This is a genomic window from Mucilaginibacter sp. GW822-FHT03E02, from assembly GCF_058801545.1.
On record NZ_JBXANJ010000001.1, the window covers coordinates 2,441,184 to 2,467,573 of the forward strand.

The following is a 26,390-nucleotide window of genomic DNA, read 5'->3' on the forward strand; positions in this document are numbered from 1 at the left end:
AAATGCCTTTAGCCGGAAATCTTAAGTTCCAAGTCAAAAAAAGATAAATATGACTTTTGACTCAAGACTTAGTACTATCTACTTAATACTACTATCTATATATCAAATTGTTATGAAAACAACAAGGACACCTTTCCCAAACGTATTCCCTGCCCGCAAATCCGTATCATCCTCTTCCGCTTCTGTTTACCTGTATATGCAGGGTATGCGTTGTTGCTGTTAAATAACGGCAACGGTTATTAGCCCCGGGTCCCCTGCTGCAGCTGGCCGTTCCGGCTTATAACCAACACAATCAACAATCAATTTACCGGTACTAAAAATTCAACAGCGGGCATTGCTATGCCCAAAATATTGTTGGCTGGCTTTGCTGTACTGGCAATAAAAACTATTAATCATTAACTATCATGTTAAAAAACTACAAATTTTTACTGGCAATCCTGTTGCCTTTTTTTCTCATCCAAACAGTTGCAGCGCAATCTGTTAAAATAAGCGGTACGGTAACCGCTAAATCCGATGGCTTGCCCCTACCCGGTGTAAGTGTAGCTGTTAAAGGCACCACCAATGGTGCACAAACCGGCGCCGATGGCAAATTCAGCCTGAACGCCAATATTAACGATGTGCTTAAAGTGTCCTACCTGGGTTTTGCAACGCAGGAAATTACGGTTAAACAAGCCGAAACCAACTTGCAAATTGTGCTGCAAGATGCCCCCAACTCGCTTAACGAAGTGGTGATAACCGCGCTCAACATCTCTAAAGATAAAAAGACACTGGGCTATTCGGTTCAGGGCTTAAAATCAAAAGACATCTCCGAAGCCAAAGAAACCAACCTGGTGAACGCTTTGGCAGGTAAAATTGCCGGTGTACAGGTTACCAACAGCCAGGGCGATATGGGTTCGTCGCGTATCATTATCCGTGGCGAAACATCGATAGGCAATAACAACCAGCCTTTATTTGTGGTTGATGGCGTTATTGTTGATAACAGCCAGTTTTTAGGCACCAACGGTTCAAGGGATTTCGCCAACGCCATAGCCGATCTTAACTCCGAAGACATCGAATCGGTAAGTGTGCTTAAGGGGCCAAACGCGGCGGCTCTTTATGGTTACCGGGCCGCAGCGGGTGTTATCCTTATTAAAACCAAAACAGGTAAAGGTGCAAAAGGGCTTGGCGTTACCATCAACTCCAACACCAGCTTCTCTACCGTAAACATTCTGCCCGCTTACCAGAACGAATACGGACAGGGATCAAACGGCAAGTTTAGCTATGTAGACGGCAAAGGCGGCGGCGTTAACGATGGCGTTGACGAAAGCTGGGGCCCCGCTTTGGATGGATCGCTTATTCCGCAGTTTTACTCCAACGGCCAGGCTGTTCCGTTTGTAGCCCATCCGGATAATGTAAAAAACTTTTTTAATACGGGCGTTACCTTAAATAACGGCGTAGCACTGGCAGGCAGCAGCGATAAAGCCGACTACCGCTTATCGTACAATAACCTGCACCAAACCGGTATTGTTCCTAACACCTCGCAGGGCCGCAACTCGTTTTTATTGAACTCTACCTTTAAGCTAAGCCCTAAATTAACGGTTACAACCATTGCCAATTATATTAAAGACGATGCCGATAACCTGCCTGGCGCCGGTGGCAGGCGTGCAACCAGCACCATGTTACAGTTTACATGGTTTGGCCGCCAGGTTGATATCAGCCAGCTTAAAAATTATAAAGATGCAAACGGCAACACCTTTAACTGGAATAACAGCTACTATAGCAACCCTTATTGGCTGGCTTATGAAAACACGGTAGGGCAACACAAAAACCGCATTATAGGAAGCGTTGAACTGAATTATAAGATCATCGAAGGTTTATCGGCCAATTTCCGTACCGGGACTGATTATTATAACGACAGGCGCAAAATTAAAGTAGCTTACGGGACCAACGGCACCCCATTTGGATCATACGAAGAAGATGCCTACACCGTAAACGAAACCAATACCGAAGCCAGGCTGCAGTACACCAAAAAACTGAATAACGATTTTTCGTTAGATGTTTTAGGAGGCGGTAACATCAGCACTATATTAAATGAGCAAAACGACCAGGTAGCGCCTAAACTGGCTGTAGCCGGTTTGTATACCTTAAGTAACTCGCGCGATCCGCTGGTATCATCCAACTACTATGGCAAACTTAAAACTTACAGCTACTTTGCATCGGCACAAATTGGTTTTAAAAACTACGCTTTTATTAACCTTACCGGCCGTAACGATTGGTCGTCGACCCTGCCCGCGGCCAACCTGTCGTACTTTTACCCTTCGGTTAACGGCAGTTTGATACTATCAGAGGCGCTTGATATTAAAAGCGACATTTTAACCTACGCCAAGTTACGCGGCGGATGGTCGAAAGTAGGTAAGGCTACAACCCCTTATCAGCTTATCAATTACTACAATTTTACCGCACCTTTTGGTTCAAACCCGCAGCAAAGCCTGGGCACTGTTGATTTAAACAGCAAACTGAAACCGGAAACCACCACATCGGCCGAGGCCGGTTTTGAACTGGGCTTTTTCCAGGACAGGGTTCACCTGGACGTAAGCGCTTATAATACCAATAGTATAAACCAGATTGTTACGGTTGATGTAAGCCCATCAACCGGATACAGCCAAAAACTGATTAATGGCGGCAGCATCAACAATAAAGGTATCGAGGTACAGTTGGGCCTAACGCCCATCAAATCAAAAGAATTTACGTGGGATATTACCACCAACTACTCACTTAACCGCAGTAAAGTAGTTAAGCTTGATGATGAAGGCCGCCTTCAAAGCATCATATTAGGAAGCGACCGTACCGTACAGGTATTGGCCGCCCTTGGCCAGCCTTACGGCACCCTATATGGCAACGCCTACACCCGCGATGCATCCGGGCAAATTGTAATAGGCGCCAATGGTACACCGGTTATCAATCCAACCAAACAATACCTGGGCAAATTTACGCCCAACTGGCTGGGCAGCATTAATAACAACTTTACCTACAAACGCATAAACCTTGGTTTCTTAATTGATGCCCGGTTTGGCGGGTCTATCTATTCAAATACCAACCGCACGGGCACCTATACCGGCGTGCTGGCCTCTACCCTGCCGGGGCGCGGAGCGGCAAATGGTGGTATCAGCTATTATTATCCGGGCAATAATGCATCAGCAGGTGCGGTACAGGTAAGCGGCAGCGCGCCGGCAGGTGTAACCGTGTACAACGATGGTATGATATTTAAAGGCGTAAAAGCCGATGGTACGGCCAATACCACCATATTGCCTGCCCAATCATACTACAAAGGGTTTACCAATGTTGATGAAGCTTTTGTTTACGATGCATCGTACATTAAACTGCGCGAGGTTAAACTGGGTTACACCTTCCCTTCAAACTGGGTAAAAAGCGTAGGCCTGCAATCGGCAACTCTATCTGTTGTTGGCCGCAACCTGTGGATAATCCATAAAAACGCGCCAAACATCGATCCTGAAACCGCCTTTAACAACGGCAACGGCCAGGGCCTTGAAGACCTTACCCTGCCAACCGTACGCAACATAGGCTTTAACATCAACCTTAAATTTTAATAACCATGAAACTTAAATATACAACCCTCATATTATCAGGCGCGCTGTTGTTATCGGCAGCATCGTGCAAAAAAGACCTGGTAGATATTAACAAAAACCCCAATAACTCGCAAACGGCACAGCCCGATTACCTGCTTACCGCAGCCAGCAAGGTTACCGCCGATACCTATTGGGGCACGGCCAACAACATGGATGCCAGCTTGCTGTTTGTACAATACTGGGCCAAAATTCAATACACCGATCCCGACAGGTATATATACAGCAACAGTGCTTTCCAGGAGCTGTGGACGGTAGGCTATTCAAAAAGTATAGTTAATCTTAACCAGATCATTAAACTGGGCGATGCGCAGGCCAATACCAATTACAAAGGTGTAGCGCTGGTGCTGCGCTCGTGGGTATTTACCTTGCTGACCGAGGCATACGGCAATATCCCTTACAAGCAGGCAGCCAATATCGATCAGTACCTCACCCCGGCTTATGACACCCAAAAGGATGTTTATTTTGCCCTGCTTGATGATTTAAAAGCCGGCCAAACCGCGCTTGACCCCTCAGGAAAAGCCATTGCCGGCGATGTTATCTATGGCAACAATATAGCCTTGTGGAAAAAGTTTGCCAACTCGCTGCGCCTGCGTATTGCCTTGCGCATAGCCGATAGGGAGCCTGCAAAAGCCAAACAGGTTTTGGCCGATATACAAACCGAGGGCGGCAGCTTTATAAGTGCCAATACCGAAACCGCGCAGTTTACCTATGTAGATTCGCCAAACCAAAACCCCATCAGCAATTTGTTTGATACCCGCGACGATTACCGCATCAGCAAAACTATTGTCGATAAGTTGTTTGCGCTGAATGATCCGCGCCTGCCTGTGTATGCCAGTAAAACCAAAGATGCCACACCGCAAACCTATGTGGGCATACCCAACGGCTTGCTGGTTGGCGATGCCAGCAACCTGGGTTTTACCAAAACATCCAAACCGGGAACGTACTTTTTAGCGCCGCATGCGCCTGCCGTAATCCTCAGCTATGCTGAAACTTTGTTTGATCAGGCTGAAGCAGTGGCACGCGGCTTTATTGCCGGGGACGCTGCCGCGCTATACAAACAGGCTGTAACTGCGGCATTAAAACAATACAGCATTGCCGATGCGGATATTGCCACTTACACTGCCCTGCCTGCTGTGCAATACGATGCCACCAACTATAAAAAATCAATTGGCGAGCAAAAATGGATAGCCCTGTTTGGCCAGGGACTGGAAGGCTTCACCGAGTGGCGCAGACTTGATTACCCGCAGCTGCAGCCTGCTGTAGCGGGTACGTTAAGCGGCAAACTGCCCGTACGGTTTATTTACCCGGGCACGGAGCAATCGTTAAACGGTGCCAACTACAAGGCGGCGGTAGCCAGCCAGGGCGCCGATGTGCTGACAACCAAATTATGGTTTGATGTAAATTAAAAATTATAAACGGCCATGTTTGGGGTTGATACCCGGCATGGCCGCTTTTAACGCCGAAAGCTGAATGCTAAAAGCTTAAAGCTGATTTGCTTCGGGTGATATTAATTGATAGGCGTTATAAAAGGCGGAGTGGCCGAGTGGTTCAGGCGGGGGTCTGCAAAACCCTTTACGGTGGTTCGAATCCACCCTCACGCCTCCGGGTTTAACCTTAAATATATGTTATGAAAAAGCTGGCTTTATTATTAATTGTTGGTTTTTATTTGGTGGGATTAAAACAGGCAAACGCCCAGGCTACAGCCCACAGCCCGCGTGTACTGGTAGTAATGGCACATCCAGATGACGAGAGCACATTTTCGGTAACGCTGTACAAAATTGCCAAAGAGCAGCACGGTATTGTCGACTTGTTTGTGATAACCAACGGTGAAGCCGGATACAAGTACGCCACCCTGGCCGAAACCTATTACGGAATTGAGCTAACCGACGAGAAAACCGGCCGCGCCAACCTGCCACGCATCCGCAAGCGCGAGCTGGTAAACGCGGGCCATATTTTAGGCGTAAACAATTATTATTTCATCGATCAAAAAGATGCCCACTATACCTTAAATGAACGGGAGCCGTTGGATACCAGCTGGAATGTTAATACCGTAAACACCCGCCTGCACCAGGTTTTAACAAACAACCATTATGATTTTATATTTACCCTGTTGCCCGAGGCTGGTACTCACGGCGCCCATAAAGCCGCCGCCCTGATTGCCCTAAATGCCATAGCAACATTGCCGGCCAATAACAGGCCGGTTATTTTAGGTGCGGCTACCTGCAACAAGGCCGATACCATTACCCGGTTTACAGGCTACAGCAGCTATGCGCAAACCGTGCCGTTGACGGATACGGCAAATTTTAACGTAGACCGCACAGCATCCTTCAGCTACAAAAACAGGGTAAACTACAAAGTAATAGCCAACTGGGAAATTGCCGAGCACAAATCGCAAGGCGTTACCCAAATGACAATGAACGATGGCGATGTAGAAGATTTTTGGTATTTCGCCGTGAATGGTAATGCCGGCTTACAAAAAACAAAGGCTTTATTCCGGGCGCTGAGTTATACCCCTTACCTGCCCAAAAGCTACCAGGATGCAAAGCCGTTGTACTCAAAATCCAAATAATCTGCGTTTATTTCACGGTATAGCTTATCGCCTTGCTGTTACGCCCGCCGTTAAACGGATCGGTTAGTAACGAAAACACCAACTGGTACTTACCCGGCTTGGCTGGCGCGGTTACATTAAACTTAAAGTGGGTTGTTTCACCAGGTTTCAGGCTGATGTTGTAAAAACTGTCGTCGGCCCTTTGGCTACTGAACACGTCGGTATCAACAATAAAACTGGCTTCCAAAGTAACCCGGTGAAGCTGGCCCTTGTTGCTAAAGCTAACAGGCACCCGATAAGGGTTTTTAAATGTTAAATCAAAAACCTTTTGTTGGCCCGGTGCTACCACCTCTTCCTTTTCTGTTGCTTCAAATTCAATTTTCTGATAGGTGCGCACATCATCTACCCAGCCGCCGTACCAGGTGCCTGCGGGTGTATTGATGGTATCTGTACTGAAGCCCGGCTGAGGATGTTCTAATACATAATAGGCGCGTTTGTGCTGCAGGCTGTCTTCTATCGGCCAAAACTCGTATTGTGTGCGGCGGTAATAGCGTGGGTCGTAATCAAATCCTTTTAAGGTATTGTTATAAAAATTATATTTTGATGGATTTTGGAAACCCTCGTTAAAAATTACATAGTTATCGCCAGCCTTGTTGTGCACCAGTTTTGCCCAATCTTCAAAATCGTAAAAAATCCTCAGCGCATGCATTTGTTTTAGTACGGGCAAGCCTGTCATAATCAGCAGCCTTACAAAAACAATCAAAATGATATTGATAACGGCCAAACGGTTAAACCAGGCCGGTTTGCCACCCGGCTGCGTAAAATGGATTAGCGCCAGCATGCACAACGGCACGTAGGCTATGAGCGTCCAATGCAGCTGCACCTCGCCTTTAAACGATGTCAGGAAAAAAAACAGCAATATTCCAATACTGTTTACCAGCAGCACACGTGTAAATGCATCCTTAATACGCAGGGTAAAACCCTTATAAAACAGCAGCCAGCCAATTAAAGGCCCCGCCATAAGCAATTGACCTAATGGATAATTATAGGAAAAGGACAAATCATAAGGCTTATCTGCCCGCTCGGCCAGGTGGTAGCTTATAGATGGAAATTGGTTATTAACCTGCCATAAAATATGGGGTATAAACAATACCAGCGCCAGCACCACTATGCCATAAAACGACGCCCGCTTAAACAATTTAGGGCTTGATATGACAGTGCAAGCCAACAGCAATATGCCGTGATATTTGCTATACAGCAGGCAGGCGGCTATTACACCCAATATCAGCGCCAGTTTCCATCTATCTTCTTCAAGGTATCGCTGCAAAAAAAACAGGAACAATACAGTAAAAATAAGCAGCGGCGCATCGGGTGTGGTAATGAAGCCATAAATATGAAACACAAAAATACCAGATACCACCAGGATAAACGTAAGCGCATCTACGCGGTACTTTTTAAGCGTTAGCCAGATAAACCATAGCGACAAACTGCTGCAGATAACAGTAAGCAACCTCAAACCAAAACTGTTATGAATTAACCCATATCCTGCACGGATAAATACGGCCACCATAGGGGGGTGATCATAATAGCCCCAATCCATAAAGCGCGAATAAAGCCAGTAGTAGGCTTCATCGGCATGCACCTCCAACGTGGCAGCCTGTAGGATGTTCAGCGCTGTCCATAACAGTAAAAAATAGATGATAAGCTTATTTTGCCTGCCTTTGGCCTGTACATCATTTATGGCGGTATCCTGCATCAGCTGCTGCTATTTATTTGATACTGTAAAGGTATAATAAAACAGGAAAGGGAAAAAACACCTTGCAGGTTGCCGCTTTTACATTGTTAAAAAACAAAAAGCAGCAAAAAAATTAATTCTCCACCAATAAAAAAAGGACTACCCCAAACGGGGCAGCCCTTTAATTAACTATAGAACAAAGATTTTATTTATGAGCAATGTCTTCCTGGATAATGCGATAGCCGCCGCCAGAATTCCCCGTAGCTTAGACTACAGATTTAAGATTTTGCTATCATATCATTTATCGGTTATTCTCTTGCACCTTTGTAAGTCCAAACCTCGTCCCATGTTGTTCTAATAAATGGCGCAACAGTTACTACTGATGGCTGGCACATATTATACTTAATGGTAACGGTTTTAGCACTTGGATCATAAACATTTGCACCACTGGCGTCCAATTGCGCGTAACGCGAATTTCCCGCAGGCTGACCGTAATAGTTTGTAACACTTGCTACCTTATTAGTAACGGGATCGAAGGTAACAATCAATCCGAAGCTACCATAATAGCTTATGGCATCAGCCGCCGTACCAGTTGTTATTGGCGTAGCCACTGTACCGAAAATATAATTATCATACAATACACACTGCGTAGCAGATATGGTCCTCAACTCGTATTCCATCGGGCCATTTGTCGGAGATTTATTTTCTGAAATACCAAAGACCGCTAACCAGTTATTGGGATGTGTAAACGCGGCATTAGTTTTATCAACCATCGTTCCGCTTGTTACCTTGTAAACACCGTCCCATTTATTTTTCACGCTAAAAAATGCGTACATAGTATCCTTGCTTGCAGCATGTATGGCTATGCCATCGGTACTGGTAATTTTATATGCCAACGCATAGGTTTTAGACAGATCCAATTTGCTACCATCAAGCTTGATAATGAAATCTTTTGAAAAATCACCTGAGGCGAATGCAAATGTAAGATTACCGCTCGAAGCCTGAGTTATATCAGTTCCGGTGCCTAACGTATAAAATGATTGAGGCAGTAATTCAACCGATTTACCATTTTTTTCATTGTATTTGGCTATGGCATCAGGAAGAGCCGTTAAAACGATTTTTTCGGGTTTTTTAAGGTCCGTGTTATTTGCCGCATCCTTTTTAACTGTGAACACATTTACTATTTTTATGTCTGTAAACGGATCGAAAAAACTCGATTTTTCCATGCCGGTAGGTATACCGATATAGGTGGTTCCTGCCGTTGGGTTCTCATTTGATAAGTCGCCGGCCGGCACCTTACGGCAGGCAGAAAACAATACCAAAACAGAGCAGGCAAGAAGAATATGATTTAAAAATTTATTCCTTTTCATGTCTTTTTTATTAATAGTTATAATCAATTAGTCTACATCCCACCATACGTGAGCATCCTGAATATCCCCGCCAGTAATTCTGGCAACCGCTGCATTAACGTTCTTCTCGTTAGAGCTGTACTCGCTGGTAGGATATACAAAGCGGCTTACAATCTTTTTAGAAGCATTAACAGCATCCGGCGCAGGGTTCAGCGCAGGGTAACCTTTTGGATTAGCAGTAGTGGCCGACTTTCTCCAGACAGCCCACGCCTGGTGACCATCAGGATAACTTGCAATCCACCTTTGAACGGTAATGTTTGCAATGGTTGGAGGCGCAGCTGCAATGTAAGCAGCACTTGGCGCAGCTAAGCCCCATTGTGCGTTTGAAGCGGTGATACCTGCCAGGTAATCGGTTGCAACAACCTCGGTGGTCCATCCTAACGATGCGGCCTCTGCCCTTGCAAGGTAAACTTCACCCGCAGTAACAATGGTTACCGAACCTGTAGTGGTACGGAAGTCGCCACGCATTACACGCGCCCAGTTCGGGTTAGCTTCAATAAATGCCAATACGTTGTTACGCGCCAAACCGTAGGTTACACCGATATCAGATGATTCTGTGTTGCCAATAGCCTCGCTTTTACCGCCATATACAGCAAGTCTTGTATCATTAAGCCCCTTCAAAATGTCGGTCATGGTTTTAGATTCTGCAAAATCTTTACGTCCATCATACAAGGTATACCAGGGGCTTTTAATACCGCCACCAGGGAAAGTTACCTTCATGTTCTGGCTGTTTGATTCAATTACGCCGGCAGCAATAGCTTCTTTAACGGCTGTTGCAGCGTAACCGCTTGCAGCAGGAACAACTTTTGATAGCTGAACAGCAGCTAATAGCTTAATAGAGTTTGCTGCACGTTTCCATGCCGCAACATCACCACCGTAAATTACATCACCTGCTAATGACGAGCCATCAAGCTCGGCCTGGGCAGATGTTAACGTGGCTATAATACCCTTATAAATAGTCTCCTGCGTATCATATTTCGGCTGAATAGCATTTAAACCTTTTAAAGCATCGCTATACGGCACCTCGCCCCATGAATCTGTAACTACCCAAAATATATATTGTTGCAAAATTTTGGCTACTGCTGATGATGCCTTGCTTTGATTAAGGTTAATGACATTCTGTAAATCGTATAACGGGCCAGAATAATAGGTTGTAAAATCATTCTGTGGCAAAGTGTATAATGATGTGCCGGAATACTGGGTTTCGGTAAAAAATTGCGCGTACTGGCCTCCTGCTATTGCCGGTGTACCTGTTGATGACAAGCCGGTAACACTTACCTGGGCATTGGTTAATAAACCGGCTATAATTGGTTGTGTTGTTGCAGTAGGATTTTGGTTAACGCCACCAAAGTCTTTCAACTTATTACAGCCCGTACCTAACCAAACAAACGCGGCTGTTAGTGTATAAATATATCTTTTTTTCATTTTCTTTGAATCTAATTTGTGTTTGCTTAGAAAGTTACCTTAAGGTTAAAACCTAAGCCCCTGGTGCCTGGTAACTGACCTGTTTCACCTTGTTGTGAGCTAATTTCAGACGGATCGTAATCTTTTGATTTAGCATAGATCAACAACAAGTTACGCCCGGTGATATCAAACCTTGCCGACTGGATAACTTTTCCTAAACCTAATTTAGCTACCGGTATTTTGTAACCGATTGAAACCTCACGAAGTTTAACAAATGTTAAATCGTAGATATATGAATCGTAAGTTTTGTTGTTGGTTAAACCCTGGAAATAGGTTTTAGCGTCGACGTAGCTTGAAACAGCCTTCCCGGTATCGTCTACACCGCTAACCTTAACGCCGCCACCATCGGCAACAGGGTCACGAACCGGAACACCTTTATCGTTAAGCGAAGCAGTTACAGAAGTTAAGCCGCTGTACTGGCCCCACCTGTTTGATAGTGAAACAAATTTACCACCAATCTGGTAATCGATATTGGCATTAACCACGAAGTTTTTAAATACGGTGAATGAGTTTTGAATACCACCCGTCCATTTTGGAAGCACGCTGCCAAAATATACGTTCGGATCGTTGGCATACATACCGTTTGCAGCAATAATCGGAACGCCCGCTGCATTACGTTTTATACCGTTACCATATATCTGGCCCCACTCCTTACCTTCCTGGAACACCATATAAGGCATATCATTGCCCCAAACGTGGTCGTCCGGATTAATATAACGTGTTACACCATATTTCTTGCTAACCTCTATAACTTTGTTCTGGAGCTGGCGTGCACCATTAATTGTTACATCCCAGTTAAAGTTATTGATGCGTACAGGGGTACCACTTAACGTAAGCTCAATACCCTTTCTTTGAATTTTACCAAAGTTGGTTAATATGCTTGAAAAACCGCTGGCAGGGTTTACCGTAACTGATGCAGGGAAATCAACATCTGTACCCTGGTAGTAAGTGGCCGATAAACCTAACCTGTCGTTAAGGAACCTCAAATCCAAACCTACTTCTGTTTGCTTAAACACCGCACCGTGTAAGGCAGGGTCAACGCTTTGGTCGGGCGTGTTCATTAATATGTTTGTACCGAATTTGTATTGATTAACACCGTAAACCGTGTTATTCCTGTATCCGCCGTAGTTATCGTTTGCAGTTGCAAGCGCCTGTGGGGTTTCACCATACGATACCCTCACCTTACCAAAGCTTAACCAGTTATTAAACTGTGGCAATAGCTCGCTAAACACAAATGAACCACCAAATGATTTAGCTAATACGCTGTTATCTTTAGGGAATAATGAGGAGTACCAATCATTACGTACAGTACCATCTATAAATAAGAAATTTTTGTAGCCTAATGTAGCCTTTGCAAATAACGCCCTGTATTGTTCATTTGTACGGGTGTTAAAAACAGATGGCGCACTAACCGAGTTGGTTATATTGTAAAGATCGGGGATACTTAAACCATCAACGGTGTTGCCACCATTATCCTTATAGCTCCTGTTATAAATATCGCTACCGGCATTTACATCAATTTTAAAATCAGCTATCTGCTTGTTGTAATTTGCCAGCAACTCGTAGTTTTCGCGGTTCTCGTAAACATTGTAAGTGCGGTAGTAATTTTTTACACCTGTTTGTGATCCGCTTTTTTGAAGGATAGCAGGAATGAATTCTTCTTGCCACTCGCTCCTTGAATTTTTACGGTAAGTTGCCTTAATATTAAAATCCTTGTTAAGCTTATATTGTAAATATATGTTACCATAAAAACGGTCGCGCTGATTGTCTTTGGTATTCAGCTCGGCTATTTTGTACATGTTGTACCAGTAATTACCGGCGTAAAAATAACCCGGATCATCAGTTGTGTATGAAGTTGGGTTCTGATGATTCCAGCTTACCAACGTACCATCGGGACTTGTTAAATCCTTCAATTCCTTTATGATGCCCATATCAAGGTCACGGTGCATCCACTGGTTAAAGTTACCTGACGACGCATTGGCATAACCATCGCTTATGTTGCCATGTACTTTTTGGCTAACAAAATTAACATTGGCTCCAACAGTAAAGTGTTTGCCTAAATCGTAGTTAATATTTAAGTTAAATACGTTTTTCATCAGGGCAGTATACGGAACTATACCATTTACATGCTGATTGTTGTAAGACATCCTGATGTTATAATCATCGGCCGATTTTGTGAAAGCAATGCCGTTGTTAAGGGTAGTACCTGTTTCAAAGAAATCGCGCGCGTTGTTTGGCTGGGCAACAAGCTTTGCCGTTTTAAACGAATATTTGGTTCCCGGAGCCCAGGCATACCATGGAATATACTCCTGGCCAACCATTTTAGGGCCCCAGCTGCTATCATCTGTATAATCCGGATAATATTTACCATCCAATGCTTTCCATCCTTCAGGATCGCCTGCTTTGTAGTGATATTGCATCAAATCTGCAGAAGCACCACCGGCATAGGTATTTTGGTAGTTAGGCAGTATGTAAACCTTATCAAAGTTTACGCCGGCATTTAGCTCGATGCCAACACCTTTAACTTTGCCACCTCTTTTAGTAGTGATAACAATAGCACCATTTGCACCGGCCGAACCAAACTGCGCTGATGCAGCCGGGCCTTGCAATACGGTGATGTTTTCCACATCATCGGGGTTAAGGTCATCAGAGTTTGGCAGAATAGTACCATCAACAACATACAGGGCACCTGAACTGTTACCGAAACCGGTAGCGCCACGAAGCCTTACCTGTGTGTTACGGCCCAAAGCACCTACCGACTGGCTACGTACCTGCAAACCAGCAACCTTACCCGCCAACGCATTGTTAACATTTGGCTGCCGGATGGTGTTTAACGCATCAGACTTTACAACCTGCGCCGCGTAAGATATAGCGCGTGATGTTTGTTTGGTATTAAATGCACCGGTTACTACAACCTCGCCCAACTGGTTACTCACCGATGTAAGAACTACAGTCATTGGACCAGCACCGGCAGGCATTTCTACCGCCGAGTAACCAACAAACCTGAAAATAAGTGTAGCGCTTGCAGGAGCGCTTAATGAGAATTTACCGGCGGCATTAGTTTGGGTACCTGCGGTTGTACCCTTTACAATTACTGTTACCCCCGGGATGGGCAGGCCATCATCTTTGGCGGTAACCGTACCGGTAACAGTACGGTTTTGTGCTTGCGCCTGCGTTAAGCATAACAACAGGACGCAAAAACTTGTGAATAAAAGTTTTTTCATCGTATAAAAATCAGTTAAGTTAATTTCCTAAAATATGATTTTCATACCAATGAGCAAACAATAAATTAATTTTTTTAACGTTGCTGACTTTTTATTGAAAATAGCGAAAATTTAAGTGATTTTCACATCAAAAAGCGCAATACTTGTTAAAAAACAAAAAATTCATAAAAAACTCATCTTAATTGACTAATTAAAAAGCGAAAACAGGCTATTTTATCCAAAAAATTCTATTTTTAGCCAAAAATGGCTATAAATCGCGAATATTTATTCATAAAATGGATAAATAAGCACCCAAATAGTTAACTATACCTTAACTCCTAACAGCCATTTAAGCCTTAGTTAAGGAAAGCAAAAGCCATTACATTGTTGGCTGTCTCCGTTTTTTGTCAAAATTCTTCGCATAAATCGTTTTACCTGACCTTTTTTAATTAAAACCACAACATAATAGTCACAGTTGGCCTGATTTTTTGATAGGTATCTTTTTATCGGGTTTCGCGCAGGTTTAATCGTTATTATCTTATAGATTATCTACAATCAATACATACCAATCAAAATTCATTGCATAAAACACAAAAAAGCCCCCTTTTGCAAGGAGGCTATATAAAATAAGTTTATGATGGGCTTGTTTATCCGGCCAGTGCCGCTGCGCCGCTCACAATTTCGGTAAGCTCGGTAGTAATGGCTGCCTGGCGGGCCTGGTTGTATGAAAGTTTTAAAGCTTTCAGCAGTTCGCCGGCGTTTTCGGTTGCTTTGTCCATGGCTGTCATACGTGCACCATGCTCGGATGCGTTTGAATCTAATACGGCACGGTATAACTGAATTTTGATATTCTTAGGGATCAGTTGCTCAACAATTTCCTGCTGACTTGGCTCCAGGATGTAATCAACATTAGCAGCTTTAACGGCTTCCTTTTTCTCGGGCTTTGGCACAGGTAATAACTGCTCGGCAATTAAAAACTGAACGGCCGCATTACGGAAATGGTTATACACCAGCTCCACCCTATCGTACTTGCCATTCACAAAACCTTCCATAATGCTTTCGGTAATTTTTGAAGCATTCTCGAAGTTAAGGTCAAGGTACAGGTCGTTATTGTTGCCAATTACATTGTATTTGCGCCTTTCGTAAAACTCCTGGCTTTTTTTACCAATAGCAACTATCGAAACATTGCCGGCTGCCAATTGCTTGCTGTATTTCTCGGCAATAAGGTTATTGGCCGTTTTTATTACGTTGGCATTAAAAGCACCCGCCAAACCACGGTTTGATGATACTACAACCACCAATATGCGTACGGGCTCGCGCTCCTGCAAATAAGGTGATGAGCCGTCTTCCAAACTTTCAGAAAGATTTGCCAAAAGGTCTTTCAACTTATTGGCGTATGGGCGCAATTGAACAATAGCGTTTGTAGCGCGTTTAAGCTTGGCCGCCGAAACCATTTTCATGGCCTTGGTAATCTGCTGCGTTGACGTTACAGACTTTATCCTGTTTCTTACTTCTTTTAAATTAGCCATTCTTTTTTGAGATGTGAGATTTGAGATATGAGATATGAGATAAATCTCACAAGCTCCTATTTCTTCTCTTTATCTAATTTAATCTGCCAGGTATGAGATTCAAGAAAGTCTCAAATCTCATATCTAACATCTCATATCTAATTAATATTTTCCTGCCAGTTCTTTAGCCACTGTTTCCAGTACGCCTGTTAGCTGATCGTCGAATTTACCTGCTTTAAGGGCAGCTAATACTTCGGGGTGACGTTCTTCTAACTGACTGGTGTATTCTAATTCAAACTTCCTGATATCTTTTACAGGTACGCTACGCATCAGGTTTTTTGTACCCAGGTAAATGATAGCTACTTGTTTTTCTACAGATACCGGTGAGTACTGGCCTTGTTTCAAAACCTCTACGTTACGCACACCTTTATCAAGTACGCTTTTGGTAGATGCATCAAGGTCCGATCCGAATTTAGAGAAAGCCTCTAACTCGCGGTATTGGGCCTGGTCAAGTTTCAAAGTACCGGCAACTTTCTTCATCGATTTGATTTGCGCGTTACCACCCACACGTGATACCGAGATACCTACGTTAATGGCCGGACGAACGCCCGCGTTGAATAAGTTAGACTCTAAGAATATCTGACCATCGGTAATCGAAATTACGTTGGTTGGGATGTATGCAGATACGTCGCCAGCCTGTGTTTCGATGATAGGTAAAGCGGTTAACGAACCACCACCTTTTACGATACCACGGATTGACTCCGGAAGATCGTTCATTTGCTGCGCGATAGAATCATTGGAGTTGATTTTAGCGGCACGCTCTAATAAACGGCTGTGCAGGTAAAACACGTCACCAGGGTAAGCCTCGCGGCCCGGTGGACGACGTAATAACAACGATACCTCGCGGTAAGCAACAGCTTGTTTTGATAAATCATCATAGATGATCAATGCCGGGCGACCTGTATCGCGGAAGTACTCGCCAATGGCAGCACCGGCGAAAGGAGCAAAGAACTGCATGGTAGCAGAGTCAGAAGCATTTGCAGCAACTACGATAGAGAATGGCATAGCGCCGTTTTCTTCAAGTGTGCGTACAATGTTTGCAACTGTTGAAGCTTTTTGACCACAGGCAACATATATACAGATAACCGGTTTACCGGCATCATAAAATTCTTTTTGGTTGATGATGGTATCGATACAAACCGCAGTTTTACCAGTCTGGCGGTCACCAATAACCAACTCACGCTGGCCACGGCCGATAGGGATCATCGCATCAATAGCTTTGATACCTGTTTGTAATGGCTCGGTAACCGGCTGACGGTAGATAACACCTGGCGCTTTACGCTCTAAAGGCATTTCGTAAGTAGTACCGGTTATTGGTCCTTTGCCATCAATCGGGGTACCTAAAGTATCCACAACGCGGCCAAGCATACCTTCACCTACGTTAATTGATGCAATACGGTTGGTACGTTTAACGGTATCACCTTCTTTAATATCGTCAGATTTACCTAACAATACCACACCCACGTTATCTTCTTCAAGGTTAAGTACGATACCTTGTAAACCTGTTCCAAATTCAACAAGCTCGCCTGATTGTACTTTTGTTAATCCATAAACGCGTGCAATACCGTCACCTACCTGGAGTACGGTACCCACTTCTTCTAATTCAGATTCTGACTTGAAGCCTGCCAATTGCTGACGCAAAATTGCCGATACTTCGTCTGGTCTTACCTCTACCATTGTTTAAATTTATTTAGAGTTTTGTTTTTACTATTATTGAATCACCTTCAGGGCAAATTCTTTTTTCAATTTTTTCAAGCTTGCAGCAATGCTGGTATCAACCTGCCTGTCGCCAACGGTTAATACAAAGCCGCCAATCAGCGACGGATCAACATGAGCATCCAGTATTACAGTACCACCAACAGCTTTTTGCACTTCGGCAGTAAGCACAGCTTTATTGGCAGCCGATAACTCGGTAGCCGATGTAACCTTAGCTTTAGTGATATGCTTTTTAATGTTAAACTGGTTTATATACTCATGTGCGGTAGTATATAAAACCTCGCCACGGCCTTTATCAACCATCAGTTTAAAAAACGCAATGGTAACCTTATTCACTTTACCTAAAAATACGGCATCAAGTATTTTGGTTTTTTTGCTGTGGGCGATGATCGGGTTGCTCAAAACAGCTTTAAGCTCCGGGCTTGCTTTTAAGGTATGGATAAAAAGATCCATATCAGCCTTAATCACATCAACACTGTTTTGTTCCTGTGCAAGATCAATAAGGGATTTAGCGTACCTGGTTCCTACCGTTAATTCTGACATATTTTTCTTATTTGGGATTTCGGATTTTCGATTTCGGATTTATTTCCCGATCCTCCAACCCAAATCTCTATTTAAATAATAATTCTGAAAATTGGGATTTCCAAATCCGAATTCCCAATTCCGAAATCCGAAATTATAATTTAACTTCTTTTAATAACTGGCTTACAAGCTCGTCTTGTTTTTGCTGATCTTCAAATTGCTTGCGTAATACTTTCTCGGCAATTTGCAGCGATAAGGTAGCTACCTGGTTTTTAACATCAGCCATCGCGATAGCTTTCTGATTGTTAATTTCAACACGGGCAAGCTCAATCATACGCGCGCCTTCTTTGTGTGCTATTTCTTTAGCATCAACAATCATCTGGTCTTTAACCTTACGGGCATCAGAAAGGATCTGATCGCGCTCGGCACGGGCTTGTTTTAGTAACGATTCATTCTCGCTTATCAGACTTGCCATTTCTTGTTTGGCAGCTTCCGCTTTTTGAAGCGCATCTTCAATAAAGTGCTCACGTTCGTTCAGTGCTGCGGTGATAGGCCCCCAAGCCATTTTGCGTAATATAATCAGCAAAAGGATAAAGGCTACTGCCGACCAGATGAACAAACCCGGATCGGGGCTTACTAAAGGATTTATTGATAATATGGTAGTCATGTTTATATAAATGTGCTCTATAACTAATTGAATCAAAATAAAAGATAATACCGCAGCCAATCGCTGCGGCATTATACAATGTTACTTGGTTAAGAAAGCAACAACCACACCGAATAATGCAACCGCATCAACGAACGCAGCAGCGATCAACATCGCTGTCTGAATTTTACTTGCAGCTTCGGGCTGGCGGGCAATACCCTCCATTGCTTTTCCACCAATCTGACCGATACCAATACCTGCACCAATTGCAGCTAAACCGGCACCAATACCAGCGATACTTCCTGTTACCATTTTTGAAAAAAATTAATATATGTTAATAAAAAAATGCAAATTAATGATGATCGTCCTGTATGGCTAAACCAATGAACAGGGCCGACAAAATTGTAAAAATAAATGCCTGTAAAAATCCAACCAGCAACTCTATTAGGCTGATGAACAATACAAACGGAATTGAGAACGCCGCTACACTCACAGACTTAAGTATCACGATTAATGACAACAGTGCCAGAATAAGAATGTGACCGGCAGTAATATTTGCAAATAAACGGATCATTAACGCTATAGGCCTGGCCAATACGCCAATAAACTCAACAACCGGCATCAAAGGGATAGGTAATTTTAACCACCATGGTACGCCTGGTGTATTAAATACGTGTTTCCAATAAGCTCCGTTTGCGTTTACCGTTGTAAGTATAAAGGTACAAAGTGCAAGCATCAGTGTTACAGCTATATTACCAGTTAAGTTGGCACCACCCGGAAAAACAGGCACCAAACCCAGTAGATTGTTTATCCAAACAAAGAAAAACAATGTTAACAGATAAGGCATAAACTTGGTGTACTTATGACCTAATTGAGGTCTGGCAATATCGTCTCGCACAAAAATAATAAAAGGCTCCAATACTGCCTGTAAACCTTTAGGCGCTTTACCAACCCTGGTACGGTATGATTTGGCCACAACACCAAATATGATAAGCAATGCCGCAACCGAGATAAATAATGCCAAAACATTTTTAGTGATCGAAATATCAAAAGGCTTATCGTTTACAGGTATCTTATTTTCATCTAATGTGAAATAAGTTCCATCGGCATTTTTTGCAGCGGGGTAGTAAAATTTGCCTTCGTAGTTGATCATTTGCTGACCTTTCTCGGTGAATATCTCTTTTCCCTCCTCGTCGGCATCGTGTTTGCTTGACATGAAAGTAACTAAACCTCCCTTTGTAAACAAAATAACCGGTAACGGCATGGCAACTTTATGTTCGCCTTCGCCCCAGAAATGCCATTCGTGCGAATCAGCAATGTGGTGCAATATGGTTTCAGAAATATCTGGTTCTTTTTCGCCATGCTCAGCGGCCTTTGTAGTGTCAGTTTCGGCTTTTACCAGGGTATCCTGGGCAACATTTGCTTTTACACTAACCGTAATGAACAATAAAAAAAGCGCAAAAGCAGTAGTAGTGTTAAAAAACTTTGAAGTAAAAAGGCGTTTGTTATCCATTATTGCAAGAAATGTACTATAAATTTTGGTTGCGCAAGTTACGCAACAAACAAGAAATTTCAAACACCGAATGCAATAAATAAAGATAAAAAAAGTTCAGTATGAATTTGGTGCCATCTACCTCAAAATTAAACAGGTAAATAAACACAATCACTATCCACAAAAGAAATTTGATGCTGGTACCGCCAATAAAGGTTTTTACCGTTGCTTTATCGCTTGTAAGCATGCCCCAATAGCTTGCCAAATATACCCCAAGATTCATGATTAACGATACGCCAAATATCAGCCAGAAATAAGGGATGAGCAATTGTTTATCGGCAAAATAGGTTTGCAAAATGGCCGGCGGGATAGCAATAACCGCATTAAAAGCGGCAAACGTTACTAAATATTTTTTGAGTTTCATTATTTAAGCTGTCTTACCGTTTGAAAAATAGACAGGCAAACACCAACCAGGCAGCAAAGTGCAGTTATCCATGGTGTTTGGGTTTTTAGTTTTTTATCAAGTTCATAGCCTATAAAGGCAAATACAACTATGATGGCAATCATCTGGAATATGATACCCGTATATTTGGCATAGGCCTTAGCCTCCTTACCGGGATTATCACTATTATCTCGCTGTTCATTTTGAGCCATGCGCAAATTTATTAAACCTATTGTATAATCTTTAGTATTTTAGCAATGCTTTTATTAAGTAAACATTAGTTAAACCCGACAGGCTGCTTTTATAGGTGAATTTCGCGCAAAGACGCTAAGAAATAAAAGAATGTTGCTTTTGAAAAATAAGTTGGCTTGATTAAAACGTTTAATGATGAATTATTATGGATGCGCACTTAAACCTACCGGAAGAAGATTTTTTGACTGAGGCCAATCTTTTGTTTTTAGCCGAACTAAAGGAAGCTGTAGCAGAGGTAAACCAAATTAAAAACGGAAAATTAAAAGGAAGGCCGGCCGAGGAATTACTGAAAGAATTATAGCAGCCAATTAATACGATTGATAAATAGAACTACATATTTTAACACAAAACCTTTGAGGCGCAGCATAATTTTCACTCTCACCAAACAAATCTACTTTGTGCTGTTTGCGTTTCTGCTTATCATAGCAGGCTGCTCGCTCGAAAAGGAAAGCGGCTTTAACCGCCAGATGCAAAACCTTACCGCGCATTACAATATCCTGTTTAACGCCAACGAGTTGCTGCGCCTTAAACAGGAAAGCTATGCCGCTGGTTTTGTTGACTCCTATAACGAGTTGCTAAATGTTTACCCCGATACTGTATCCCAAAGCGCCACGCCCGATAAAGACCTGGAACTGGCCTTTAGCAAAGCCAACAAGATCATCAATATTAAAGAACAAAGCCATTATTTAGGCGATGCTTACCTGGTTATGGGCAAAGCACGCTTTTTGGAAGGTAACTACTTTGATGCCGTTGAGTACTTTAACTACGTGATTGCATCATACGGCAAGCAGGCTAACCTTAAACAGGAAGCTTTGATATGGAAAGGCCGGGCACTCCTGTACCTCAATAACCCGGCTGAAGCCAAAGTGGCCATAGATACCGCCATCAAAAACATCAACCCTAAAAAAAGTATTCCGGCAGGCATTTATGCTACACAGCTGCAATACTATATTAATACAGAAGATTATCCCGCCGCAGAGGAAAGCGCTAAAACTGCCCTAAAACTTTGCCGCGACGATGAGCTGAAACTTCGCTGGACGTTCATTTTGGCCCAGTTACAGGAGCTTAATCAAAAACCCGATGCTGCTATAGTTAATTACGCCGGCATTGCTAAAAGCAATTCATCGTTCGAGATGGCTTTTAACGCCAACCTGAACCGCATCCGCCTGCAAGACCAGGAAAACGGCGTCAAACAAAATAAAATTGAACGCCTGCGCAAGCTGCTTAAAAATCAAAACAATAAAGAATTTACCGATCAGATTTACTACCAGGTAGCACAGCAACTTTACGCCGCAGGCGATATTGACGGCGCTGTAAAAAACTATCAGCTATCGGTACGTAACAGCGTTAAAAACCAAAATCAAAAAGGCCTCTCGTACCTACGAATTGCCGATATCGATTTTAAAAACAAAGCTGATTATGCCGGGGCCAAGCTTTATTACGATAGTACCCTTACCTACCTGGCGCCAACCTATCCGGGTTACCAAATCATTCGCAAAAAGGCCAATAACCTGCAAATACTAACGGGCCTGCTGCAAACTATCAGCCGCGAAGATACCCTGCAAATGCTTGCCGGGCTTGACGAGCAAACACGGGCCGCCCGCATTGATGCCATGGTTAACCGTAAAATATTACAGGATAAAGCGACCACGGTTGCAGCGGCAAGCAACAACGGGCAGTTTGAAAATAGCCGAAGCGGCAATAATCTCAATAACCAACAGGCCAATAAAAGCGGCAGCAGTACATTTTATTTTTATAATTCCACCGCCATAAGCCTTGGCGTAAATGACTTTAAAAGGCAATGGGGCAACCGTAAACTGGAAGATAACTGGCGCCGCAGTAAACGATCTACGGCAAACTTAGCTGCCAATGGCAATAGCACCATCGCATCGGCCGCCGATGATCCTTTTGCACCCACCACACAGGATGCAACTACACAGGCCAATGGCGACGCCGGAAACTACCGGCAGGATTTGATTAAAAACCTGCCACTGACACCAGATTTACTCAACCGCTCAAACATGCGGGTTTACAATGCCTACATGGATATGGCTAATTTTTACCGCGATTTGTTGGGTGATAAAAAAGAAGCTATTGTAACGTACGAGGCGATACTAACGCGCTTCCCCAGAAGCACCGATAAAGCGGCTGTATATTATAACCTGTACCGCCTTTATGCCAATATAGATGCAACCAAATCCGAGGCGTACAAGAATATGATCCTGAAAGAATTCGGACAAAGTGTTTTTGCAAAGATCATTCTGGACCCTGAGTACAGCAAGCACCTTGACGATGCCAATGCAGAATTTACTATTTTGTATAACGGCGTTTATGATTTGTATGCACAAAGAAAATACACCGAAGTAATTACCCGCGCAAACGACTTGCTGGCCAAATATCCCGACAATCGCTTTGCAGCCCAGCTATTTTATTTACGTACCATAGCAGCCGGCCACCAGGAAAAGCTTGCACCATTCATGACCGATTTGCAGCAGATAGTAGCCAAATATCCGGATGATAAACTGGTAACTCCTTTAGCTGCCCAGCATTTAACTTACATCGACTCGAACCGGATGGAGATGGAAACACGTACGGTTGTATTAACCGGCAACGATGTTAATGATATACCTTTTACGCCTCCGGTGGCTTATCAAAAACAAACAGAATACCGCCCGGAGTATCATCCATCAGCAGCGGTTGCGCTGATACCCGAGGTGCGGAAACCCGTGCCGCCTCCGGTAGTCGTAGCAAAGCCAGCCCCGCCCGTCGAAAAGCCTAAACCCGCCCCGCCGATTAAACCAACCGTTAGCACGGTGGTCGTATCCCGTAAAGATTCCGTAAAAACATCGGTTAGCACAGTAATCGTGTCCCGCAAAGATTCGGTAAAAACAGTAGTTCAGCCCGCTGTACAACCAGTTAACGCCAATGCCGCGCCAAGTGTTGATTCGGTCAGGAAATTACTTGATCAATTTGCCGCAGCCAAACAGGCACAACAAACACAACCACCAGCAAGCGCCCCAGCTGTAATAACAGCTGCACCAGTAACGTATATATTTAGCTTACGCGATAGCAGCAATTACTTTTTTGTTGTAAATGTAAGTACCGGTACAACTAACCTGGCGTCGTCGCGTTTTGGTATCGGGCAGTTCAATCGCAGCAGGTTTTCGGGTAGTACAATCAAGCACGACCTAAAGCCCGTGGGCGACGATAATCAACTGATATTTGTGGGCCGGTTTTACAGCCTGGAGGATGTTAAAAAGTATGCCCGCTCTATTATCCCGGTAATGCCCGATATTATGAAGGTGCCAAAGGATAAATACAGTTTTTTTATCATTACCAGGGAAAATCTGGATAAATTAGCCGACAAAAAAACATTAGATAGCTATATTGAGTACTATCAAAGATATTATTGAAAAAAATGAAGATCTACAATAAAAAACCAGCCCTTAGTCCGCAGGAAATACGACACTACAACTGGTATATATGGCGCGCCGTAATAGCCCTTTTTGTTTTTGTGGCGTTGATGATAACACTCACCGTTTTTGATGTTTTTGGGCAGCTACCACCTTTTTACCGCCTGGAAAACCCGAAAAGCTACCTCGCATCAGAAGTGTTATCATCTGATAAGCAGGTTTTAGGTACGTATTATGTTCAAAACAGATCAAACGTTACCTATAAACAGCTGTCGCCTAATGTTATTAATGCTTTAGTTGCTACCGAAGATAAACGTTTTTACGACCATTCGGGGATTGATTTCGGCCGCAGCTTTACTATATTCCTGCACCTGCTTATCGGCCAAAAACAGGGCGGTAGTACAATAACCCAACAACTGGCAAAAAATTTATTTACCGAAAAATCAAATAACCCATTTGTGCGGATAACCCAAAAACTGCAGGAATGGATAACGGCCGTTAAATTAGAGCGCCATTATACCAAAGAAGAAATACTAACCATGTACTTAAACACTGTTGATTTTGGTGCTTACAATACATATGGTATAAAATCGGCCGCGCGCACCTATTTTAATACCACGCCAGATAAATTGACGCCGGATCAGGCTGCCTTATTAATCGGGATGGTTAATGGCCCTGGCATTTACTCTCCTATCCGACATCCGAAAAATGCTATAAATCGCCGCAACCTTGTACTTAACCGTATGCAGGAACAAGGCTTTTTAAGCGATGGCCAGGTTGCCGAGTTTAAACAAAAACCACTTGGGTTAGATTTTCACCAAAATAACCATTTTGATGGCCCGGCTCCCTACTTCAGGTCGGTGTTAAAAAAAGAGATTCAAAAGATTTTTAAAGAACAAAGCATCAATCGCCCCGATGGTACACCCTATGATCTGGATCTGGATGGACTAAAAATTTACACCACCATTGATGCCACCATGCAGCAATATGCCGAAGAGGCACAGCAGGAGTACATGAAAAACCTGCAAGCGCAATTTAACGATCACTGGCGCGGGCAAAACCTGGCCAAAAGCATCCACAATTTTAAATTCCTGATAAACCAGGGGATGCTAAAAAGCGACAGGTACAAACAGCTGAAAATGCAAGGCATGAGCGATGAGGATATCAAAACCAATTTTAATACCAAAGATACCCTGAACCTGTTTACCTGGCACGGCAATATTGATACCGTAATGCGGCCAACGGACTCCATTATATACTGTAAGATGCTTTTGCGTAACGCCCTTATGAGCATGGACCCTACAACCGGCTATGTCAAAGCCTGGGTGGGCGGCACCAACTTTGAGCATTTTAAATACGATCAGGTTAAAAATGGCACCCGCCAGGTAGGCTCAACAGCAAAACCATTTACTTACGCGGTGGCTATTGATAATGGTTACTCGCCATGTTTAAAAATAAACAACGTACCCGATACCATCCGCGGTTATGGCGATCCGTGGTGCCCCCGCTCGTCTCCGTCAGAAACCTTGCCGGGCTTTATAACCCTGCGCCAGGCACTGGCCCACTCGCAAAACTGGGTAACGGCCCACGTAATGAGTGAAGTGAAGCCCGAACCTGTTGTAGAACTGATTAAAAAAATGGGAATAACCAGTGCCGTACCTGCCTACCCATCCATATGCCTTGGTACATTTGATGCTTCGGTATTTGAAATGACAGCAGCATACTCGGTATTTGCCAACCACGGTTTATGGACCGAGCCTACCTATATATTACGTATTGAAGACAAAAACGGCAACGTATTATATAGCCATACCCCAAAAGTAGTGCAGGCCATGAACCCCCAAACCGCCTACGTAATGACATATATGTTAAAGGGTGTTATTGAAGATGGAACAGGCTCAAGGCTGGCTTATAAATACGGGCTGCGTAACCCTATAGGTGGCAAAACCGGTACTACCAACGGCAACTCAGATGGCTGGTTTATTGGCATCACTCCTCAGCTGGTAACCGGCCTGTGGACAGGTTGCGAAGACCGCGACATCGCCTTTCAATCAACCCGCCTGGGCGAGGGAGCAAACAGCGCACTCCCTATATTTGCGTTATATATGAAAAAGGTGTACGCCAATCCCGCCCTCGGCATCAAAAAAACAGTTGATTTTGACGCCCCAAAAACAGGTGTAAGCATTGTTTTAGATTGTGGCCAGTATAACCAGCAGCAGCAGGGTACGAATGAGGTGGATAAGAAATTAGATTTTTAGAAGATCATTGTCACCTCAAAACGACAATTTTAATATGTCATTGCGAGGAACGAAGCAATCGCAAACTTTGCAAACCTGCTATGCATGCGACGAGGT

Annotated in this window: 18 protein-coding genes and 1 tRNA gene; 7 read left to right on the top strand and 12 right to left on the bottom strand. The window is 43.6% G+C overall.

Features of this window, described 5'->3' with window-relative positions; all coding sequences use genetic code 11:
- Positions 1–404 precede the first annotated feature (404 nt).
- From AC1RM2_RS10305 to AC1RM2_RS10320, 4 genes are all read left to right on the top strand, one after another.
- Positions 405–3,587 carry a SusC/RagA family TonB-linked outer membrane protein gene (locus AC1RM2_RS10305; protein ID WP_492985021.1) on the top strand — a complete coding sequence of 1,061 codons (3,183 nt, stop codon included), beginning with the start codon at positions 405–407 and terminating at the stop codon, positions 3,585–3,587.
- A 5-nt stretch (positions 3,588–3,592) separates the two neighbouring features.
- A complete protein-coding gene (locus AC1RM2_RS10310; protein ID WP_492985022.1) occupies positions 3,593–5,032 on the top strand; it encodes a SusD/RagB family nutrient-binding outer membrane lipoprotein in 1,440 nt (479 codons plus the stop codon).
- Between the two features lie 123 nt (positions 5,033–5,155).
- A tRNA-Cys gene (locus AC1RM2_RS10315) sits at positions 5,156–5,228 on the top strand.
- A 25-nt stretch (positions 5,229–5,253) separates the two neighbouring features.
- The gene (locus AC1RM2_RS10320) at positions 5,254–6,195 is read left to right on the top strand and encodes a PIG-L family deacetylase (RefSeq protein WP_492985023.1); all 942 of its coding nucleotides are present in this window, start codon (positions 5,254–5,256) and stop codon (positions 6,193–6,195) included.
- Between the two features lie 7 nt (positions 6,196–6,202).
- Here the strand turns inward: AC1RM2_RS10320 and AC1RM2_RS10325 are convergent, their stop codons facing one another.
- The 12 genes from AC1RM2_RS10325 to AC1RM2_RS10380 form a co-directional block, all read right to left on the bottom strand.
- Entirely contained in the window at positions 6,203–7,930 is a 1,728-nt protein-coding gene (locus AC1RM2_RS10325; protein WP_492985024.1) for a glycosyltransferase family 39 protein, read from the bottom strand.
- A 287-nt stretch (positions 7,931–8,217) separates the two neighbouring features.
- Positions 8,218–9,279 (bottom strand): DUF1735 domain-containing protein, encoded by a 1,062-nt coding sequence (locus AC1RM2_RS10330; RefSeq protein WP_492985025.1) that lies wholly within the window; start codon positions 9,277–9,279, stop codon positions 8,218–8,220.
- A 27-nt stretch (positions 9,280–9,306) separates the two neighbouring features.
- A complete protein-coding gene (locus AC1RM2_RS10335) occupies positions 9,307–10,743 on the bottom strand; it encodes a SusD/RagB family nutrient-binding outer membrane lipoprotein (protein ID WP_492985026.1) in 1,437 nt (478 codons plus the stop codon).
- A gap of 26 nt (positions 10,744–10,769) precedes the next feature.
- Positions 10,770–14,006, bottom strand: a complete 3,237-nt coding sequence (locus AC1RM2_RS10340) for a SusC/RagA family TonB-linked outer membrane protein (protein WP_492985027.1) — start codon at positions 14,004–14,006, stop codon at positions 10,770–10,772.
- Between the two features lie 626 nt (positions 14,007–14,632).
- Positions 14,633–15,514, bottom strand: a complete 882-nt coding sequence (atpG, locus tag AC1RM2_RS10345) for an ATP synthase F1 subunit gamma (RefSeq protein ID WP_492985028.1) — start codon at positions 15,512–15,514, stop codon at positions 14,633–14,635.
- A 141-nt stretch (positions 15,515–15,655) separates the two neighbouring features.
- Positions 15,656–17,230 carry a F0F1 ATP synthase subunit alpha gene (gene atpA / locus AC1RM2_RS10350; protein WP_477449130.1) on the bottom strand — a complete coding sequence of 525 codons (1,575 nt, stop codon included), beginning with the start codon at positions 17,228–17,230 and terminating at the stop codon, positions 15,656–15,658.
- Positions 17,231–17,263: 33 nt separating this feature from the next.
- Positions 17,264–17,812, bottom strand: coding sequence for an ATP synthase F1 subunit delta (gene atpH / locus AC1RM2_RS10355; protein ID WP_090642521.1), 549 nt, complete (start codon positions 17,810–17,812; stop codon positions 17,264–17,266).
- 133 nt (positions 17,813–17,945) lie between these two features.
- The gene (gene atpF / locus AC1RM2_RS10360) at positions 17,946–18,458 is read right to left on the bottom strand and encodes a F0F1 ATP synthase subunit B (protein WP_492985029.1); all 513 of its coding nucleotides are present in this window, start codon (positions 18,456–18,458) and stop codon (positions 17,946–17,948) included.
- Positions 18,459–18,539: 81 nt separating this feature from the next.
- Positions 18,540–18,749, bottom strand: coding sequence for a F0F1 ATP synthase subunit C (gene atpE, locus AC1RM2_RS10365; protein WP_492985030.1), 210 nt, complete (start codon positions 18,747–18,749; stop codon positions 18,540–18,542).
- Positions 18,750–18,789: 40 nt separating this feature from the next.
- Positions 18,790–19,950: a F0F1 ATP synthase subunit A gene (gene atpB / locus AC1RM2_RS10370; protein WP_492985031.1), complete on the bottom strand. Its 1,161-nt coding sequence runs from the start codon at positions 19,948–19,950 to the stop codon at positions 18,790–18,792.
- A 16-nt stretch (positions 19,951–19,966) separates the two neighbouring features.
- Complete coding sequence (locus tag AC1RM2_RS10375) at positions 19,967–20,353, bottom strand: hypothetical protein (protein WP_492985032.1); 387 nt, start codon at positions 20,351–20,353, stop codon at positions 19,967–19,969.
- A complete protein-coding gene (locus tag AC1RM2_RS10380) occupies positions 20,353–20,583 on the bottom strand; it encodes an AtpZ/AtpI family protein (RefSeq protein WP_492985033.1) in 231 nt (76 codons plus the stop codon). The genes AC1RM2_RS10375 and AC1RM2_RS10380 overlap by 1 nt, the downstream gene beginning before the upstream one ends.
- Positions 20,584–20,768: 185 nt before the next feature.
- Between AC1RM2_RS10380 and AC1RM2_RS10385 the strand changes: the two genes are divergently transcribed.
- The 3 genes from AC1RM2_RS10385 to AC1RM2_RS10395 are packed head-to-tail and all read left to right on the top strand — an operon-like array spanning position 20,769 to position 26,294.
- Complete coding sequence (locus tag AC1RM2_RS10385) at positions 20,769–20,924, top strand: hypothetical protein (RefSeq protein ID WP_492985034.1); 156 nt, start codon at positions 20,769–20,771, stop codon at positions 20,922–20,924.
- A 52-nt stretch (positions 20,925–20,976) separates the two neighbouring features.
- The gene (gene porW, locus AC1RM2_RS10390) at positions 20,977–24,036 is read left to right on the top strand and encodes a type IX secretion system periplasmic lipoprotein PorW/SprE (protein ID WP_492985035.1); all 3,060 of its coding nucleotides are present in this window, start codon (positions 20,977–20,979) and stop codon (positions 24,034–24,036) included.
- Between the two features lie 5 nt (positions 24,037–24,041).
- Positions 24,042–26,294: a penicillin-binding protein 1A gene (locus AC1RM2_RS10395; protein WP_492985036.1), complete on the top strand. Its 2,253-nt coding sequence runs from the start codon at positions 24,042–24,044 to the stop codon at positions 26,292–26,294.
- The last annotated feature ends 96 nt before the right edge of the window (positions 26,295–26,390 follow it).

Bases quoted from the DNA above. Each gene is read 5' to 3' on its own strand.
- atpB (WP_492985031.1), bottom strand. From the start codon at position 19,950: ATGGATAACAAACGCCTTTTTACTTCAAAGTTTTTTAACACTACTACT.
- AC1RM2_RS10385 (WP_492985034.1), top strand. From the start codon at position 20,769: ATGGATGCGCACTTAAACCTACCGGAAGAAGATTTTTTGACTGAGGCC.
- atpF (WP_492985029.1), bottom strand. From the start codon at position 18,458: ATGACTACCATATTATCAATAAATCCTTTAGTAAGCCCCGATCCGGGT.
- atpH (WP_090642521.1), bottom strand. From the start codon at position 17,812: ATGTCAGAATTAACGGTAGGAACCAGGTACGCTAAATCCCTTATTGAT.
- atpE (WP_492985030.1), bottom strand. From the start codon at position 18,749: ATGGTAACAGGAAGTATCGCTGGTATTGGTGCCGGTTTAGCTGCAATT.
- AC1RM2_RS10305 (WP_492985021.1), top strand. From the start codon at position 405: ATGTTAAAAAACTACAAATTTTTACTGGCAATCCTGTTGCCTTTTTTT.
- AC1RM2_RS10325 (WP_492985024.1), bottom strand. From the start codon at position 7,930: ATGCAGGATACCGCCATAAATGATGTACAGGCCAAAGGCAGGCAAAAT.
- AC1RM2_RS10330 (WP_492985025.1), bottom strand. From the start codon at position 9,279: ATGAAAAGGAATAAATTTTTAAATCATATTCTTCTTGCCTGCTCTGTT.
- atpA (WP_477449130.1), bottom strand. From the start codon at position 17,230: ATGGTAGAGGTAAGACCAGACGAAGTATCGGCAATTTTGCGTCAGCAA.
- AC1RM2_RS10395 (WP_492985036.1), top strand. From the start codon at position 24,042: ATGAAGATCTACAATAAAAAACCAGCCCTTAGTCCGCAGGAAATACGA.
- AC1RM2_RS10310 (WP_492985022.1), top strand. From the start codon at position 3,593: ATGAAACTTAAATATACAACCCTCATATTATCAGGCGCGCTGTTGTTA.
- AC1RM2_RS10340 (WP_492985027.1), bottom strand. From the start codon at position 14,006: ATGAAAAAACTTTTATTCACAAGTTTTTGCGTCCTGTTGTTATGCTTA.
- AC1RM2_RS10375 (WP_492985032.1), bottom strand. From the start codon at position 20,353: ATGAAACTCAAAAAATATTTAGTAACGTTTGCCGCTTTTAATGCGGTT.
- AC1RM2_RS10335 (WP_492985026.1), bottom strand. From the start codon at position 10,743: ATGAAAAAAAGATATATTTATACACTAACAGCCGCGTTTGTTTGGTTA.
- AC1RM2_RS10380 (WP_492985033.1), bottom strand. From the start codon at position 20,583: ATGGCTCAAAATGAACAGCGAGATAATAGTGATAATCCCGGTAAGGAG.
- AC1RM2_RS10320 (WP_492985023.1), top strand. From the start codon at position 5,254: ATGAAAAAGCTGGCTTTATTATTAATTGTTGGTTTTTATTTGGTGGGA.
- atpG (WP_492985028.1), bottom strand. From the start codon at position 15,514: ATGGCTAATTTAAAAGAAGTAAGAAACAGGATAAAGTCTGTAACGTCA.